This window comes from Nocardia bovistercoris (assembly GCF_015674855.1).
In the GTDB taxonomy this organism is placed as follows: Bacteria; Actinomycetota; Actinomycetes; order Mycobacteriales; family Mycobacteriaceae; genus Nocardia; species Nocardia bovistercoris.
In genome coordinates, this window is the sequence record NZ_JADMLG010000013.1 from 176006 (window position 1) to 193159 (window position 17154).

At 69.4% G+C, this 17154-nt stretch carries 15 protein-coding genes; 7 read left to right on the forward strand and 8 right to left on the reverse strand.

The window, feature by feature from the left end; all coding sequences use genetic code 11:
* Nucleotides 1-5 precede the first annotated feature (5 nt).
* The 8 genes from IT779_RS27830 to IT779_RS27865 form a co-directional block, all read right to left on the reverse strand.
* Nucleotides 6-1184, reverse strand: a complete 1179-nt coding sequence (locus IT779_RS27830; protein WP_332838999.1) for a glycosyltransferase — start codon at nt 1182-1184, stop codon at nt 6-8.
* Nucleotides 1185-1192: 8 nt separating this feature from the next.
* The gene (locus IT779_RS27835; protein ID WP_408637800.1) at nt 1193-1954 is read right to left on the reverse strand and encodes an LppM family (lipo)protein; all 762 of its coding nucleotides are present in this window, start codon (nt 1952-1954) and stop codon (nt 1193-1195) included.
* A 228-nt stretch (nt 1955-2182) separates the two neighbouring features.
* Nucleotides 2183-2542: a hypothetical protein gene (locus IT779_RS27840; RefSeq protein ID WP_196152388.1), complete on the reverse strand. Its 360-nt coding sequence runs from the start codon at nt 2540-2542 to the stop codon at nt 2183-2185.
* On the reverse strand, nt 2539-2985 hold the full coding sequence (locus tag IT779_RS27845) for a hypothetical protein (protein ID WP_196152389.1): 447 nt from the start codon (nt 2983-2985) through the stop codon (nt 2539-2541). Before IT779_RS27845 ends, IT779_RS27840 begins: the two co-directional genes overlap by 4 nt.
* Nucleotides 2986-3857: 872 nt before the next feature.
* Nucleotides 3858-5003, reverse strand: a complete 1146-nt coding sequence (locus IT779_RS27850; protein WP_196152390.1) for a hypothetical protein — start codon at nt 5001-5003, stop codon at nt 3858-3860.
* A 672-nt stretch (nt 5004-5675) separates the two neighbouring features.
* A complete protein-coding gene (locus tag IT779_RS27855; protein ID WP_332839000.1) occupies nt 5676-6461 on the reverse strand; it encodes a carotenoid biosynthesis protein in 786 nt (261 codons plus the stop codon).
* A gap of 418 nt (nt 6462-6879) precedes the next feature.
* Entirely contained in the window at nt 6880-8454 is a 1575-nt protein-coding gene (locus IT779_RS27860) for a phytoene desaturase family protein (protein ID WP_196152392.1), read from the reverse strand.
* Nucleotides 8455-8461: 7 nt separating this feature from the next.
* Complete coding sequence (locus IT779_RS27865) at nt 8462-9079, reverse strand: GNAT family N-acetyltransferase (RefSeq protein ID WP_196152393.1); 618 nt, start codon at nt 9077-9079, stop codon at nt 8462-8464.
* A 146-nt stretch (nt 9080-9225) separates the two neighbouring features.
* Between IT779_RS27865 and IT779_RS27870 the strand changes: the two genes are divergently transcribed.
* From IT779_RS27870 to IT779_RS27900, 7 genes are all read left to right on the forward strand, one after another.
* Complete coding sequence (locus IT779_RS27870; protein WP_232542158.1) at nt 9226-9666, forward strand: SAV_6107 family HEPN domain-containing protein; 441 nt, start codon at nt 9226-9228, stop codon at nt 9664-9666.
* 124 nt (nt 9667-9790) lie between these two features.
* The gene (locus IT779_RS27875; protein WP_196152394.1) at nt 9791-10216 is read left to right on the forward strand and encodes a DUF3040 domain-containing protein; all 426 of its coding nucleotides are present in this window, start codon (nt 9791-9793) and stop codon (nt 10214-10216) included.
* 530 nt (nt 10217-10746) lie between these two features.
* Nucleotides 10747-11178, forward strand: a complete 432-nt coding sequence (gene mraZ / locus IT779_RS27880) for a division/cell wall cluster transcriptional repressor MraZ (protein WP_054813217.1) — start codon at nt 10747-10749, stop codon at nt 11176-11178.
* Nucleotides 11179-11422: 244 nt separating this feature from the next.
* A complete protein-coding gene (gene rsmH / locus IT779_RS27885; protein ID WP_196152395.1) occupies nt 11423-12397 on the forward strand; it encodes a 16S rRNA (cytosine(1402)-N(4))-methyltransferase RsmH in 975 nt (324 codons plus the stop codon).
* Between the two features lie 91 nt (nt 12398-12488).
* Nucleotides 12489-13277: a hypothetical protein gene (locus tag IT779_RS27890; RefSeq protein WP_198428989.1), complete on the forward strand. Its 789-nt coding sequence runs from the start codon at nt 12489-12491 to the stop codon at nt 13275-13277.
* Nucleotides 13261-15222, forward strand: a complete 1962-nt coding sequence (locus IT779_RS27895) for a peptidoglycan D,D-transpeptidase FtsI family protein (RefSeq protein WP_196152396.1) — start codon at nt 13261-13263, stop codon at nt 15220-15222. The genes IT779_RS27890 and IT779_RS27895 overlap by 17 nt, the downstream gene beginning before the upstream one ends.
* A 135-nt stretch (nt 15223-15357) precedes the next feature.
* The gene (locus IT779_RS27900; protein WP_196152397.1) at nt 15358-16971 is read left to right on the forward strand and encodes a UDP-N-acetylmuramoyl-L-alanyl-D-glutamate--2,6-diaminopimelate ligase; all 1614 of its coding nucleotides are present in this window, start codon (nt 15358-15360) and stop codon (nt 16969-16971) included.
* Nucleotides 16972-17154: the final 183 nt, after the last annotated feature.

Consider the following 17154-nt stretch of genomic DNA (forward strand, 5'->3'; position numbering starts at 1 on the left):
CGGTGTCAGGTCGGTGAGCCGCCCGCCGTGGTGGGCAGCGGTCTGGATTTCCAGGTCAGCACACCGCGGCGGTGGGCGAGATGGGAGCGGGCGGAGAGTCGCGTGTATGCCGCGATCGACAACGGATGGGCGAGTGCGGCAAGGATGTCGGCGCGGGTGAGGCCGGTGCGTGTCTCGACGGAGCGGGCGAGGAGACGGGCCGTGATCGCGGCCGCCGTGCCGAACAGTCCGGCGCGGCGGGTCGCGCCCCGGCCCGCGAGCGCGGCCAGCGGCGGAAGCTGAAAGGCCAGGGCCGCGACCGCCGCCACCGCAGCGGCGGCCACCGGCGAACCTCCGTAGGCCGACCACAGCCAGCGGGAGTATCCGGCGTCGACGTCGGCCGCGCCGCGATACATGCGGGTGCTCGCCAGCGGGCCCGCGGTGACCAGCGCCGTGCGCCGGCCGCCCCGCCGCACGACCCGGGCGATGTCGAGGTCCTCGGTGGGACTCGCCGCGACCTCCGCGTGCCCGCCCGCCGCGCGATAGGCGGCGGTGTCGAACACCAGGAACTGCCCGCATGCCACCGCGAGCGACGGCCGCGGACTCCGATTCGCCACCGTCACGGGCAGCGTGGTGGCCCACGACCAGCACAGCAGCGGTTGCACCAGCGCCTCCACGGTCGAGCCCGCGTCCTGGCGCGGCCACACCGACACCAGTGCCGCCGTCCCGCCGCGCAATTCGGCCACGGCGGCCGCGATGGCGCCCGGCGCGAGCCGGACATCGGCGTCGAGGAAGATCAGCACGGCGGTGTCGACCAGTTCCGCCAGGCGCGCGCAGGCCGCCGCCTTGCCGGTCCAGCCCGGTTCCGGCTCGGCGTCGGAACGGATCACGATGAAACGCGGATCGTCGTCGACCGCCTCCAGCGCGGCGTCGCCGGTGCCGTCGGTGGACGCGTCGTCCAGGATCAGCACCCGCATGCGCGGGGCGCCGGTCTGCGCGCGCAGGTCGGCGATGAGATCGGGCAGCCGGTCCACCTCGTCGCGGGCGGGTACGCACACGGTGATCGGCTCGATCGCGGCGGCCGAATCCGGCAGCCCGCGTACTGTCATCCGGTTGAACAGGGCGATCGCGCAGCCGAGCGTCGCGACGCCCGCTCCGAATCGCACGGCACGGGTCACACCCGGCAGGTCGCGCGTGGATGCCACGGCCTCGCTCAGTGACCTTCCTTGACCAATCGCCACCAGCGGCTCAGCGAGAATCCGCCGAGGGGGCTGTGCGGGCTCGCCGGATTGCGATCCATGTAGGCCATGGCCGCCACGATAGCGGCGACCGCCAGTGTGATGCCGCCGACGATACCCGCCCAGCCCGCGAAGGACCGGGTGTTCGGGTCGGCGTAGCTGACCTCGGCGCGCAAGGTGGTGACATCGCCGGGGGGCAGTTTCCAGGAGACCGTCGAATCGTCGTCGCGGTTGCCGTTGGTCTTGGCGACCCGCGCCGGGAAGGCGACCGTGAACTGCACGTCGGAACCGTGCGGCGGCACCGATTTCAGGTCGACGCGCCCGACCAGGCTCACCAGGTCGCCGGTGCGGGTGAACTGGATCTGGAACATGCCCTGGGTCTGCTCGGACAACTGGTCGAGCTGGCCGACCTCACCGAAGGACAGATCGTCGAAGAACACCTTGCTGCCGACATACCCGTCCTGGTTGTACGGTTCGACCCGCACCTTCGCCGCCAACGCCTCCGGCGCCTTCAACTCCGGCCCTTTGTCCTGAGCGTTCTCCGGGACCACCGCGGCCACGATGCGCCCCGACACCCGATCGTTGGACGACACGCCCATCGACACCTGCACCCGCAGGCACCCGACGAGCAGCGGCGCCAAAAGCGCCGCGAGTAGAGCGGCCGCGGCTATCCGCCTCCCGGTGCGGCGCGCGGGGACCGGGATATCGGACGAAGTGGGCTCGGGACTCGATCGCACGGATCACATCGTGCCAGGCCCGCCATCGGCCGTGCCACGCGACGGGCGCAACTCGCACGCCGCACCGCGCGGAATCCCCGAGGAGACCGCCGAGCAGCCCGAAATCCGTGCGTGGCGGCACGGCGATGGTCTTTCGATCACTCGGGCGTGGCGTGTCGCACGGTCGCCGCCGAGCGGCCTGAATCCGTGCCGACGGACCAGCGCCATCCCGGGCCGCCCGCGGCCGCTTCATGGCGTCTCGATGATGGAATACTCGTAGGTGCCCAGGTGGCCGCGGGTGTTGCGGGTGCGGGTGGTGCTGCGGGTGAGGTAGCCGTATCGGAGGAGTTCGTTGACTCCGCTGCTGACGGCGTGGCGGCCGTCGGCGCTGTGGTCGGCGAGGTTGTTGATGGTGACGGGGGTGTCGTCGGTTCCGGTGGCGATGGCGAACCAGATTCCTTTGGCGTTGTGGCTGAGTCGGGTGTCTTCGCGCAACCTGTTGCTGGCGTGGATGTATCGGTCCGGCACGGTGCGCCAGTTCCTGCGGCCGCGGTCGCCGCGGGCGCCGGGCCAGGTCGGACCGGTGTCGTCGATGGGAGCGTCGGTCACGGATTGCTCCCGGGGTCGAGGGCCTCGACGACGACGCGACCGGCGGTGGCGGCGGTTCGGCGGGTTCGTTGCACCCAGTTGCGGGTGCCGAATACCGCGGAGTTGAGGGTGAGCACGATGGCCATGGTCGCGGGGACGCCGGTGGTCAGGTCGGTCTTGTCGATGGTGATCAGGTAGGCGAGGAAAGCGAAGCACGCCACGGTCAGTCCGAGCACCAGCGCGGCGGCGACGCGGTCGATCCGGGGGTACGGGAGCTGCTGTTGTGCCGGGGTGGGCGGATCGGCGGTGATCGTGCTCGTGATCATCTCGGCGCGGGCCGAGGACGACGTCGCGGGCGAGTGCGGTCTGTGCACGATGGCGGCGACCGTGGTGATCACCTGGTCCTCGACGGCGCCGGGCAGCTGCGGTTCGCCGGGGGCGACGGGAGGCTGGGTATTCAGCATCGAAAGGTTTCCGGTCCTCGTGATTCGGTGGGTCGTATGCGGCGCCGAACTCGCGCACGCATAGGGACTCGCGCAATGGGTGGGGAATGTGACCACGCTGTCGGAGCGTGTTCTTTTCGTGGCTCGTTCGATGTGGAAGAGTCCGCCGATCCGCAAGAACTCGGCAGGACTCGACTCTCTCTCGGGAACCGAGGGAGACGGAACCATCCTAAACACACGGATGCAATTCGTACATATTCAGATGAACAGGAAATGTGGGGCTGAGAAAGACGCTCCGATCCGTCTCGGGGTGCTACACCCTGCCCGAGGCAGGACCGCCGGATCCGCACACGAAGCGGTCACGGACCGGGGCGACCGGATTCCGGGCATGCCCCACGGCCAGCTGCCTGGATGACTTTTTGTCGCACCGTCTCACCAGTTGGTTTGGAATACGAAAATGCGCTTTCACCTGCATATTTGGAAACGCTCATACGGCTTTGGACCGGCTGGTCCCGGTGCGGTGGCGCACGGGCTGAGGTTGTTCCGATCGCCGGCTCCGTGATTCACTGTCACCCGTCGCATTCGGAGGCGGCGATCGCCTTCGAAGTCGACCTTCCGGTTCACAGGGGAATGTGACCGAGAAATTGTGCCTTACCGGTGGGCTTACGTCCGCAAGCGCAGGCCCATCGGTAAAGCCAGAATTCGAATATCCACGGATGGTAATTCGGCCCGTGGTACGCGAAACTCTGATTAATGTCAGTGAGTGACGCTGTTCTTGTTCAGCCAAAGGCCTGGCTTATCTCCGATTCGAGCGCTATGGAATTTTCCCGAATCGACGGCAGTGGCGCGCGCCCACTTTCGCAGAAGCGACCGGTCGTTTTCCTGCTCGGGTATCAGAAGGTGTCGGTCGGCGGTTCGGTCACCACGTGTTCGGCGCCTTTCGACGGTGGTGGCGCCGGTTCGGCGGCGAGTTTCGGTGTCGGGATCCAGGCGTTGACGGTCGGGTAGTCGAATTCCACTCCGTGGGCGACCGCGGCGCCGAAGAACGCGCGGCCGTCGACGGGTACGGCCACGCCGTGGCGCGCCGCGGATTCGACGGTCTCGCACACCAATGCGACGACCGCGTCCAGTCCGGGGCGACCATCGTCGGGTTGCGACCGCGGTGTGCCGACCATCTTGATCTCGGTCGTGGTGGCCGCCACCCGGTGCAGCCGCGTTTGGAGGGCGTGGCCGCGGCGGCCGGGGGTGGGCCGCCACGCCGCCACCGGGAGGCTGTCGCTCAATCCGATGTCGGCGGGCAGGCCGCGGCGGCCGAGGTGGATCAATCGGTTGCCCTCGGCCAGGATTCCGAGGAATCCCTGTTCGGTGCGCACGATGTCGCCCGGGCGTACCGGCACCCGCGCCAGCGCGGCCATCTCCAACGGCGGCTCGAAGTCGACATCGGCGGGCAGCGGCAGCCCGGCCATCTCGAACAGTCGGCGCAGGAATATCTCCTGGCCTTCGTGTTGCCCTTCGCGCAGGGGTAACACCACCGCGTCGACCTTTCCCAACGCGACCTGCCCCGGCTCGATATCGGCGCACAGGGCCTCGATCTGTGCGCTCGCCTCGGCCATCACCTGCTCGTAGCGCGCCCACAGCGGATCGGTCGCGCTCACCGATTCCGGCGCCGCGGGTGCGGGCGGGCTCACCGTTGGGGTCTTGCTGCCCTCCGGGTACAGGATCCGGATCAATTCGCAGCGCGCGACCGCGAACACCACCTGCTCGGGACCGAACCCGCAGATCTCCAGATATCTGGTCAGCTGTTTGGGCTGCGGGAAACTGCGGTACTTGGGATCACCGGCGTAGTTGTAGACCGTCGATTTGCTCAGCGTCCTGCCCGCCTGTGCGGCGATCCGCGCTTTGGTCAATCCCGAATCCCGTTGCGCCCGAGAGGTCATCGCCAAGAACTCGACACGCAGATCCGCGTAGCTCGAGGTATCCAGCGCCAACTCCAGCCGCAGCGCGGCGCCGATCTCGTCCGGCACCGGGGTCCCGGTCATCGAACACCGTCACTGCGGTAGCACCGCGACCGCTCATCCTCGATGGTCCACCGCAATACCGACCGACACACACCCCTCGGTGCGCACAACGCGGGCCAGGTCACCGTCAAACTCCTTCGATCCACAGAAACGTCGAACACACGCACGAGGCCTCCAGTCGCGGATCGCCCGATCGATCCGGACCCGGCTCCGGATCGATCTCCGCTCCATACCCACCAGGTCACCGCGCGACAACCACGACACCCCTGAGTGGACACGTCTCTGTCGAACCCCTTTTTCACGGCCGACACCACCCATTTCCGTCAGCCAACCCCGAATAGCAATCGAATAGCTACTATTCGCGGTGGCCGTGGGTCGCATCGGCCGTCGTTACCATTCTGACACCCAGTTCCCATATTCCAACAAATCCGAGTGCGGCGGCGGCCCGCTTACCGCTTGCTGATCCCGGAAAGCCCGTCTGAGCAGCCGTTTGGATTCCAAATACCGCCCTGAGGGCGGCATTTGGAATGCGACCGCCAACCTCAACCCCTGGTCCTGACGCAGAAAAACCACCCCAGGCGCCACTATTCATGAGACGTCATGTTTGAAAGGTGTAGCACCGCAGGCGGTCCTACGGCCCTGCCTCCCGCTGGTGAAAGTTTTCAAATTGAAACACCGGCACATCAATAGCAATCAATTTCTACTGGCTGCCACCGCCATGGCCGCCAGCAGGGGGATGCCGAGCAGGCCCATGCCGAGCGCGCCGTATATCGCCGAGGCGGGCAGGTCGAGGAAGACGGCGTGGGCGAGGGCAGAACCGAGCCAGGTCCAGAGGAAGACGAGGACGGGTACCGCGGTCTCGGCGCGGAATACGAGGGAGGGGGCGGGGTGATCGCGGCGGTCCGCGGTCTCGAGCATCGAGGCCATCACCAGGGCGACCGCGAACCAGCCCGCGTAGTTCGTGATCGGGATGTCCGCGAGACCGGGCAGTCCGGAAACGGTGTCGCACCAACGCCACTGCCCGTCGGCGGCCATCTGCGGGTCGAGGAACAGATCCCAGCCGACCGCGCCGACGGCGGTCAGCACGACCCGCGCGCGCCCGCGCCCCACCAACTCGGTCGCCACCACCCACACCGGGTACAGCCCACCGGTCCAGGCCAACGCCACGATCACCGGAACACCCGCGACGGCGGGACCGATCCGGTCCTGCGCGTAGGCGTAACAGCCGAACGGATATCCGGTGGCCGTGCCGACGGCTTCGGCGAGCAATCCGAGCCCGGACACGATCACCAGGAGCCTGAGCGCGAAACCCGCCCCCCGCGTCGCCGCCGCGTGTGTGAGGGCCGTCGCCGCCGACAACAACACCACCGCGACCGTCACCGCGTCGCGGGCGCTGCCGTCGGCCAAGGGGTAGCAGATCTGCGCGGCGACGAGCAGAATCGCGCACAGCGCTGGAACCCATGACCGCGTCAGTGTCACCGATGCCGTCCTGACGTACCCGCGGTAGCGCGGTCGCTCGCGGTCGGTGTCCGTCGGTGGCCGGCGAGCGGAGTGACCGATGTCCGCCTCGAAATCCGAACCAGTTCTGTCATTGTTCCCGCGCCCACCGCGCGGCGGTCCGGCCGCTCGCCCACGATTCGCGATCCGCTGCCGCAGGCCGGGCGTGAGCGATCCGGCGTTCGCCGCGACTCGGCGTCCGAACGTGTGGTCGATGCAGGCGCCGGAGCGCATCGTTGCTGGGACGGGGGAAGGCTTCCGGTAGGCGTCTCGTGGTGTGCGAGTGAAATCTCCGGTGGTCCTCTGAAATCCGGGCTGGGCGCACCGCCGACTCCGATACACCGTTGCCGGGGCGGGCGGAGGCAGCAGGCCGGAGTCACGTGGCGGTCCGCGAGTGGAGTCACGGTTGCCCGCGACGGAATCCGAGGCGCAGGCGTCGCCGGTCGCGCAGTACCAGTCGCGCCGCCGTGCGACCGCTCGCCCCCGACACGCCGCCGCCGGGGTGGGTGGAGGCGCCCGTGAGGTACAGCCCTGCCGCGCCCGGCACTCGGTGGCCCGACAACTCGGGGATCGGACGCCACAGCATCATCTGGTCCAGCGACATCTCCACGTGCATGACGTTGCCGCCGCGCAATCCCATCTCGCGTTCCAGGTCCACCGGGGTCTGCACGTGGCGCGCCGTCACCGTGTCGGCGAATCCCGGTGCGTACGTTTCGACTTCGGCGATGATGCGGTCGGCCTCGCGGTCGGCGTGCGAGGACCAGTCCGAGCCGTCGGCGAGCGCGTAGGGGTGCCATTGGGCCCACAGCGACAGTTGGTGTTCGTCGGGCGGCGCGATGGTCGGGTCGAGGGCGCTGAAACTCATGGCGAGCACCACCGGTCTGGGTGGCAGGTCGCCCGCGAGCGCCGCGCCGTGCGCGCGGCGCAGTTGGGCGCGGTCGGTGACCAGCAGTTGCAGTCCGCGCGCGGACTCGCGATCGGCGGCGCCCTGATATCGGGGCAGCGCCGAGGTCGCCAGCCGCACCACCATGCCGATGCCGGGTCCGACCCTGATGCGTCGCCGCCAGCCGTCGAGCACCGCGGGGTCGAATCCGCCCGCGTCGAGCAGGTCGAGGGTGGTCAGCACGTGGGTGCCCGCGATCACCGTGCGGGCGCGCAGGTCGCGTCCCGACGCGGTGCGCACTCGCCAGCCGTCCCCGACCCGCGCGAGTTCGGTGACCGCGTCGCCGGTCGCGACCACGCCGCCGTCGGCGCGCAACCGGGCGGCCAGCGCTTCGGTGAGCGCGCCGCTGCCGCCGACCGCGCGACCCGGCGGCAGTACATGCATGAGCGCGGCGAACCCCACCATGGGCGCGGTGCCGGGCTCCGACATGGGCGGCCCGGACTGCGCGCCGAACCAGGCCAGCGCCGCCTTCAGGCGTTCGTCGTCGAAGTGGCCGTCCAGCAGCGCGTCACCGGATTGCAGGAATTCGCGGGACAGCGCGCTGCCGCCGTCGGCGGCGTCGAGCCCCCAGAACGAGCGGAGCAGATGGCCGGGTCCCGGCGCGCCGTCGAAGGCGCGCATGACCCTCGCGCTGCGGTCGGCCCAGATCCGCGCGAAGTCCCGGTAGGCGTGCGCGTCCCGGTCGCCGCACGCGCCCGCGATCGAGTCGCAGGTGCGGTCGAGGTCGCGGTGGAACACGATCGGCGGTGCGCCGGTGCGCGGATCGGCGGGGGCGAAGGCCCACGGATCGCAGTCGATGTAGCGCAGTCCGAAGCGGTCGAGTTCGAGGTCTTCGATGATTCCGGTGTGCCGGATCATGATGTGCGCGGAGGAGCCACGGTCCACGCGGTGTCCGGGAAATCGTTCCACCGTCGACACCGCCCCGCCCACGACCTCGTCGCGTTCGAGCACTTCGACCCGTTCGCCCGCGCGGGCGAGGTAGCAGGCCGCGACCAGAGCGTTGTGCCCCGATCCGAGCACCACAACCGTCACGTGATTCTCATAGCGGTAGGCGTCGACCGAGGATCGCGAAGGGGCGGGTGTCGCCAGCGAAGACGAAATCGCGCACCACGTCGCCGAAGCCCTCGCGTCGGTACAGCCGCCAAGCCCGATTGTCCTCGCCCGGGACTTCGGGCGTCGACAGCAGCACCGCGCCCTCGGGCCGGTCGCGCAGCAGCCTGCGCAGCAGCACCGCGCCGATGCCGCGACCCTGCGCGGACGGGTGCACGTGCAGTTCGGTCAGTTCGAAATAGTTCGCGAGCAGCTCGCGCGCCGAGGACTCCGGCCAGCCGCCGCGGCGCATGCCGGTGTGCACCTGCTGATGCCACCACTGGTGCGGCGCGCCCCGATAGCCGTAGGCGATGGCGACGACCGGCGAGGTGCGCAGATCGACGTGCCCGGCGTCGTCGGGGAGCAGGGCGGCCACGGCCTGCCACCCGGCGCGGGTGGTGTGCTCGTTCCACATGGGCGCGCGGTGGTTCTCGGTGCCGCGCGGATAGTCCATCGCCGCGACATAGACCGACAGCGCGTCGTGCAGTCGGTAGCGCAGGTCGGTGACCGACAGGTCGACGACGACGGGTGCTTGGGCTGGGATGTGTTTCGGCTTGACGGCTGTCATGGCTCTCGTCGGCCGCGCGGACGCGGAAAGTTGTCGGTGGGTGTCCCTATATTCAAGCTCAATTCAAACGTTCGAATGCCTGTTCGGTCCGCGCGGTCACCACAGAGCGCCCGGATCCCCGGGTATACGACACCGGAGGGACGCTGATGCCTGGTCGGATCGAACAGCCCGGACAGCCCGGCAGGGCAGGCTCACTACTGAAGAAGGCCGACGGACTGCTCATGCAGGCCGCGGGGGAGTCGGATCCGCGTGAGCGATTCCGCACCGCCTACCTGGCCGCGTTGCGCGGGGCGGGCGCGGTGCTCGCGTTCACCGGCGCCGATGCCGCCCCGCGCGCCCGTTCGCGCAGCGCATGGGTGCTGTTGCAGCGCGCGATGCCCGAATTCGTCATGTGGGCCGATTACTTCAGCGCCCGTTCGGAATTGCGCGCCGCGTTGGAGGCCGGACTCGACCGCGATGTCGACGATCACACCGCCGACGAGTTCTCTTCGCGGGTGGCCGCATTCCTGCACGACGTGGAGGATCTGCTGGCCACGACGGCTCGGTTGCGCCCGCCGCGCGGCTTGTCGAACGGCATGACCGCTTAGTTATCGGCGAGTAGGTGGTACGGCCCCCATCGAACTCGTATCATTGGTGACAGATAGCCGCCAAGGTCGGCTGTCTGTCGCCTACCCGGAGGCGACAGCCACGTCTAGTGCCGGGGGAGGTACCGTGCCACTCTCCGAGCACGAGCAGCGCATGCTCGAACAGATCGAGAGCGCGCTCTATGCTGAGGATCCGAAGTTCGCCTCGTCTGTCCGCGGCGGACGCCTTCGCTCGACCTCGAGTCGTCGCAGACTCCAGGCCGCTGCCTTGTTCGTCCTCGGTCTGTTTCTACTCGTCGCAGGGATCGCCGCTCCGGTGAAGCCCGGCGGCTTCCCGATCATCAGTTTGATCGGATTCATCGTCATGTTCGGCGCGGGCGTACTGCTGTTGCTCGGCGGCTCGAAGGGTGTCGGCAAGGGCACACGCCCCACCGACGCGTCCTCCGGTGGGCCGAGCGGTGGCGGATCGAGCGGATCGGGACGCCAGCGCAAGTCGGGCGGCTTCTCCGAACGCATGGAAGACCGTTTCCGCAGACGGTTCGAGCAGGAGTAGTCGGCGCGCACCGACTGCCCCCGCGGGACAATCTCAGATCGACGGCGACGCCGCACCGGATCCGGTGCGGCGTCGCCGTCGCATGTGTCGCCCGTACTCCCCACATCGCTCCACCGCCGTTCCCCACATCACCCCACCCGTCGCCCCCGGCACCCGCGTCGACGCCCGCGCGACACGCCCGGAGACCGGCGTGGCTAACCTTCGGCGAGACAAAAGCAGTGCGTAGCGAGGCCATGCGTCACTGGACACGTCATTGATCGGCGGTTTCAGGCCACTCTCAGGGTTTGCTGGGTGTTTTCGGGGGATTGTCCTTTCGAGGGGGGCGTGTCGGCGGAACACCGAAAAAGTTCTCCACTGCGTGATAGCTGGCATGACCTGCGGAATCATCGGCACCGTGGGGGAGATCGCCGGTTGTTTCGATTGAAAGTGGGGGAAAGTGGGGTAATGTGGAGCGCGCACTACTGGAGAGTCGTACATCCGAGGTGATCGTTCTCCCCGCAACCGCGGGGTGACTCACAGGAGGTATCGGGATGTTTCTCGGTACCTACACTCCTCGGCTGGACGACAAAGGGCGGCTCACGCTGCCCGCGAAGTTTCGAGACGATCTGGCGGGAGGGTTGATGGTCACGAAAGGTCAGGACCACAGCCTTGCCGTCTATCCGAAGGAAGAGTTCACCGCACTCGCCAGGCGAGCCGCGGCGGCTTCTCGAAGCAACCCGCGGGCGCGCGCGTTCGTCCGGGCACTCGCCGCCGGTACGGACGAACAACGTCTGGACGGCCAGGGCCGGATCGTGTTGTCGGCCGAGCACCGCCGCTACGCGAATCTCGATCGGGATTGCGTGGTGATCGGTTCGGTGGACTTCCTGGAGATATGGGACAAGCAGGCGTGGGAGTCGTACCTCGCCGAGCACGAGGAGGATTACGCGGAAGCGAGAGACGAGTCGCTGGGCGGAATCTTCTAGCCCGAACGGAACGAGTGCCACGCGGCCTCTGCCCGGAGGCGAACCCTGACGTACTTCCCCGACGCCAGGTGTCGAATTCGGTCAGAGACCCCGCGGCATTCGTCTTCTCGGGGGTTCGCGTCGTCGGAGTTCCGGAAACGGAGTTCGCGGACGCGGCATTCGATTGCGCTGTGGGAACACGAAAGCGCTGTGGAACAAGGCGAGCCGTGCGGGCGACGAGCGAGGCAGGATCCGGGAGGTCGAGGTGAACCGTGCACAGCCCGGTCCCCGTCATGTTCCGGTGCTGTTGCGGCGAGCCGACGAACTACTCGGGCCCGCGCTGACCGAATCCGGCGCCGTCTACCTCGACGCCACCCTCGGATTGGGCGGGCACGCCGAACATTTCCTCACCACGTATCCGGGGCTGCGGCTGGTCGGACTCGATCGCGATACCGCGGCGCTCGAACTCGCGGCGCGGCGATTGCGTCCCTTCGAGGACCGAATCACATTGGTGCACACCCGCTATGACGGGATCGCCGCGGCATTGAAGCAGGCGGGACTCGATCCGGCGGGTTCGGTGAGCGCGATCCTCATGGATCTCGGGGTCTCCTCGATGCAATTGGACGAGGCCGACCGCGGCTTCGCGTACTCGATCGACGCGCCGTTGGACATGCGCATGGATCCGACCACCGGACCCACCGCCGCCGACGTGCTCAACACCTACAGCCACGGCGATCTCGCCAGGGTGCTCAAGACCTACGGCGAGGAACGGTTCGCGGGCAAGATCGCCTCCGAGATCGTGCGGCGCAGGCAGCGGCAACCGTTCACCACCAGCGCGGAACTGGTGGAACTGCTCTACGCCACCATCCCCGCGGCCGCGCGGCGCACCGGCGGGCATCCGGCCAAACGGACCTTCCAGGCGCTGCGCGTCGAGGTCAACGCCGAGCTCGACTCGCTGCGCGCCGCGCTGCCCGCCGCGCTGGACGCGCTTCGGGTCGGCGGGCGCATCGTCGTGATGTCGTATCAGTCGCTCGAGGATCGTGTCGTCAAGCAGGAGTTCGCGACGAGGGTCACGTCGCGCACTCCGATGGACCTGCCGGTCGAACTGCCCGGTATGGGGCCGGAGTTCAGGACGCTGACCCGCGGTGCGGAGAAGGCGACCGAGCGGGAGATCGAGGAGAACCCGCGGGCGAATCCGGTGCGGATGCGCGCTGTCGAACGTGTCGAGGTGTCGGCGTGAACGGCATCGGAAGCGCGATGAGCGGCGGAGGCGGCATGTCGCGGCCGGGACTCGAAGGCGCACCGCGCCTGCTACACGAGGGAGGGAAAGCATGAGTATTCGGACACGCGCCGTGCCCGCGCCGGGTCGGGTCGCCCGCCGGGTCCAGGCCGCCGAACGAGTGAAGTCCGGTGCGGCGCAGCGCGCCTACGCCAAGCGGCGGACGCGGGCCGAACAGCGCTCGGACACGCCCGCGTTGCCGAAGGCGCGCCGGTCGGTGACGGCCGCGCGCGTACCGTTCGTGGTCGCGATCATCGCGCTGCTCGGCTGCGGTCTCGCGCTCACATTGCTGCTCACCACCCGCGCCGCCGAGGACAGCTACCAGCTCGGCGACGCGCGCAGGCTCAACAGCACCTTGGCCGAGGAGCGTGCGGCGTTGCAGCGACAGGTCGAGGCCGCCGATTCCGCGCCGGAACTTGCCGCGCGGGCTCGTGAACTCGGCATGATCCCGGCCAAGGATCCGGCGCGCCTCGTGGTCGCCCCCGACGGCACCGTCACCGTTATCGGCGATCCCACCCCGGCGCAGGGCGCACCCGCACCCCCGCTCGATGGCACCCCGACCCCGAGCGGTCAGCCCGGTCAAGCGCAGGGCCAGGGCGAACGGGTCGTCCCGGTGAGTTCGGTGCGCCAGCCGACCACGACGCAGTCCCACTCCGAATACGCCAACGGCGCCCAGGCCCACACCCCGCCCCCGAGCCCCGCCCCGACCCAGCCGAACACGGCGGCCTCGTCCGCGGGCGCCACTGGCTCGGCGCCGCAGGTGGTTCCCGATCCCACGACGCCGCAGGCAGCGGCACCGCAGGCGCAGGAGTCGTCCACCCCGGATGGAGGCGTCCGGTGACGCAGAGCCGGACGCCGCCGGGCGTGATCGTGCCCGCGCGGCCGAACTCGACTCCGGACGGGGGCGTTCGGTGACGCAGACCAGGTCCGCGCCGCGTAGGCAGCGCGGGCCGCGTCCGTCGCGGGGGGCGGCGGCGGATCGGCCGCTACGGTTGCGCCTCGGGGTCGGGCGGATCGTGATGTTGGTCGCGCTCGCCGTCGTGGCGCTGCAATTGCTGTGGATCCAGAGCATTTCGGCGCCCGCGCTGTCGGAGCAGGCGGCGGGGCAGCGGACCACGCGTGAGCCGGAGATGGCTATTCGCGGCCCGATCACCGATCGCAACGGCAAGTCGCTGACGTTCACCACCGTCGCGAAGGCGTTGACCTTCCAGCCGGTTCGGGTGCGCGCGGAACTCGCCGAGGCGCGCGAGAAGAGCGCCAAGGCGCCGGAGCCGGAGCAGCGGCTGCAGGCCATCGCGAAGACGATTCACGACAAGATCGGCAAGCAGTCGCCGTCGGAGGCGGAGCTGCTCGCCATGCTGCACAGCGACGAACCGTTCGTGTACCTGGTGCGCAATGTCGACGCGCGGGTCGCCGCCGACATCAGGACGCAGTTCCGCGAGGTCGGCGCCGAGGCGCAGCCGCTGCGCGAATATCCCGGAGGGTCGTTGGCCGCCAACATCATCGGCGCCACCGGCTGGGACGGGCACGGACTGATCGGCTTGGAGTCCTCGCTGGATTCGGTGCTCGCGGGCACCGACGGCTCGGTGACCTACGACCGCGGCTCCGACGGCGCGGTGATCCCGGGCAGTTGGCGCGACAAGCAGCCCGCGGTGAACGGCAACGGCGTCGAACTCACCCTCGACTCCGATCTCCAGTACTACGTGCAGCAGCAGGTGCAGCAGGCGCGCGAGATGTCGGGCGCGCAGGGGGCTTCGGCGGTGGTGTTGGACGCCAAGACCGGCCAGGTGCTCGCCATGGCCAACGACAGCACTTTCAATCCCGCGCTCGGCGCGCAGAACTGGAGCACGCTCAAGACCAACAATCCCTCGGTGAGCGACCCGTTCGAACCCGGATCGGTGAACAAGATCGTCACCGCCGCCGCCGCGATCGAGTACGGACTGACCGATCCCGACGAGGTGCTGCAGGTGCCCGGCTCGATCCGAATGGCGGGCGTGACCGTCGGCGACGCCTGGGATCACGACGTAGCCCCGTATACGACCACCGGGATCTTCGGCAAGTCCTCGAATGTCGGCACCCTCATGCTGGCCCAGCGGGTCGGCGAGGACCGCTACGCGGATATGGTGCAGCGCTTCGGACTCGGACAGCGCACCGGCGTCGGCCTGCCGGGCGAGACCGCGGGACAGGTGCCCGCGCGCGACCAGTGGTCCGGCGGCACCTTCGCGAACCTGCCCATCGGACAGGGTCTTTCGATGTCGACCTTGCAGATGACCGGCATGTACCAGGCCATCGCCAACGACGGCCTGCGCATCCCGCCGCGCATCGTGCGCGCCATCGTCGCACCCGACGGAACCCGCACCGAGGAACCGCAACCCGACGCGGTCCGGGTGGTGAGCCCGCACACGGCGGCGACCCTCAAGACCATGTTCCAGGCCGTGGTGCAACGCGACCGGACGGACTCCGCGCAGAACGGCACCGGCTGGCCCGCGGCCGTCGAGGGCTATCAGATCGCCGGGAAGACCGGCACCGCGCAGAAGATCGATCCGCGCTGCAAATGCTATTCCAGTTCCAGTTATTGGATCACCTTCGCGGGGATCGCGCCCGCCGACAATCCGCGCTACGTGGTCGGGCTGATGCTCGACAATCCGGTGCGCAGTTCCGACGGCAGCGGTGGTCAGTCGGCCGCGCCGCTGTTCCACAGCATCGCCTCGTGGGCCTTGCAGCGCGACCGTATTCCGCCGTCGCCGGGGCCCGCCCGGCAGTTCGTCCTCCAGGCCGGTGTGTGAGATCGGAGCAGTTCGAACCACCGGTCGTGACACGCTCGCCGCGCAACACCGAGGCGCGTTGAGCCCCGTCGACAGCGCGTCGGTAACCTGACTCGTCGTCGCAGTATCCCCAAGTCCCGATCGGAGAGGAGCAAGGTGCCCGCGCAGTCCAGCCCGCACGCGCTGCGGCCGGCCGCCCCGCCGTCTACGCCGCTGTCCACCGTGCTGGAGCTGACCGGCGCCCGCCCGACGGGGTCCGTCCCCGGCGCGGGCGAGGTGACGGTGACCGGTATCGAACAACGCTCGGACAAGGTGCTACCCGGCGACCTGTTCGCCGCGCTGCCCGGCGCGAAGGCGCACGGCGCGCGTTTCGCGGCCGACGCGGTGGCGCGCGGCGCGGTCGCGGTGTTCACCGACGCCGACGGCGCCGAACTCGCGGGCGCGCTCGACGTACCGGTGCTGGTGCGCGACAGGCCGCGCGAGGTGCTCGGCGAATTGTCGGCCGCGCTCTACGGCCATCCGTCCCGGCGGCTGCGCATCGTCGGCATCACCGGAACCTCCGGTAAGACCACCACCTCGTATCTGGTCGAGGCCGGGCTCGCGGCGAGCGGCGCGGCCACCGCGCTCATCGGCACCATCGAGACCAGGATCGGCGGGCGTCGGGTGCCGAGCGCGCTCACCACGCCCGAGGCGCCGCAGCTGCACGCGATGTTCGCGCTGATGGTCGAGCAGGGCGTCGACGCGGTGGTGATGGAGGTTTCCAGCCACGCGCTCGCGCTCGGCCGGGTCGACGGCGTGCGTTTCGCGGTCGGCGCGTTCACGAATCTCTCGCAGGATCACCTGGATTTCCATCGCGACCTCGAGGACTACTTCGCCGCCAAGCGCAGGCTGTTCGACGCCGGGTCGCCGGTGGCGGCGCGCACCCCGGTCGTCTGTGTCGACGACGCCTGGGGTGCGCGGCTGGCCGCGGATCTGTCCGATCCGATCACCGTGTCCACCGGTCCCGCCGCGGCCACCTGGACGGTACAGGGCGCGGTCGAGGCGCGCGGCGGTGCGCAGCGGTTCACCGCGGGCGGTCCGGCGGGCGCGCTCGAGGTGCGCCTGCGACTGCCCGGGCGCTACAACGTCGCCAACGGACTGCTGGCGATCGCGGTCTGCGCGGCCGCCGGTGCGGATGCCGCGACGGCCGCCGCCGCGCTGGCAGGCGTCGACGTGCCGGGCCGGATGCAGCGGATCGAGCGCGGCCAGGATTTCCTCGCCGTGGTCGACTACGCGCACAAACCGGCGGCGGTCGAGTCGGTGATCGCCACCTTGCGCGCGCATCTGCGCGACGAGGCGTCCGATCCGCCGGGACGGCTGGCCGTCGTGGTCGGCGCGGGCGGCGACCGCGACGCGGGCAAGCGCCCGCTCATGGGCGCGGCGGGTGCGCGCGGCGCTGACCTGCTGATCGTCACCGACGACAATCCCCGTTCCGAGGACCCCGCGGTGATCCGCGCCGCGTTGTGCGCGGGCGCGCTCGACGTGCCGGAAGCCGAGCGCGGCGAGGTCCGCGAGATCGGCGACCGCGCGGCGGCCATCGCGGCGGCCGTGGCCTGGGCTCGGCGCGGCGACGCGGTGCTGATCGCGGGCAAAGGCCACGAGGCCGGACAGGAGATCGCGGGCGTGAAGCATCCCTTCGACGATCGCGACGTACTGGCGCGGGCCGTCGAACACCAGCTCGCCGGTGGCGACCAGGACAACGGCGCGAGTGTGGCGGAGGCGCTGCGATGAACGGGATACCCCAGCGCCGCAATGCTTTCGGAGTAGCGCACAATATACCGTCGGTCGCGGTGGCGCGGACCGCGCACGCTCGATCCGCCGATGCCACCGTGTCGGTGTGGAATATGCGTACGGCGCGGAACGACCGTCCGGTACGGCGGAGTTCGCGGGGTACGGACGCGAAGGACATGACGA

What these genes read in the sequence shown, in the direction of transcription:
- IT779_RS27845 (WP_196152389.1), bottom strand. Translation starts at nt 2,985, where the DNA reads ATGCTGAATACCCAGCCTCCCGTCGCCCCCGGCGAACCGCAGCTGCCC.
- IT779_RS27850 (WP_196152390.1), bottom strand. Translation starts at nt 5,003, where the DNA reads ATGACCGGGACCCCGGTGCCGGACGAGATCGGCGCCGCGCTGCGGCTG.
- IT779_RS27865 (WP_196152393.1), bottom strand. Translation starts at nt 9,079, where the DNA reads ATGACAGCCGTCAAGCCGAAACACATCCCAGCCCAAGCACCCGTCGTC.
- IT779_RS27870 (WP_232542158.1), top strand. Translation starts at nt 9,226, where the DNA reads ATGCCTGGTCGGATCGAACAGCCCGGACAGCCCGGCAGGGCAGGCTCA.
- mraZ (WP_054813217.1), top strand. Translation starts at nt 10,747, where the DNA reads ATGTTTCTCGGTACCTACACTCCTCGGCTGGACGACAAAGGGCGGCTC.
- IT779_RS27890 (WP_198428989.1), top strand. Translation starts at nt 12,489, where the DNA reads ATGAGTATTCGGACACGCGCCGTGCCCGCGCCGGGTCGGGTCGCCCGC.
- IT779_RS27895 (WP_196152396.1), top strand. Translation starts at nt 13,261, where the DNA reads ATGGAGGCGTCCGGTGACGCAGAGCCGGACGCCGCCGGGCGTGATCGT.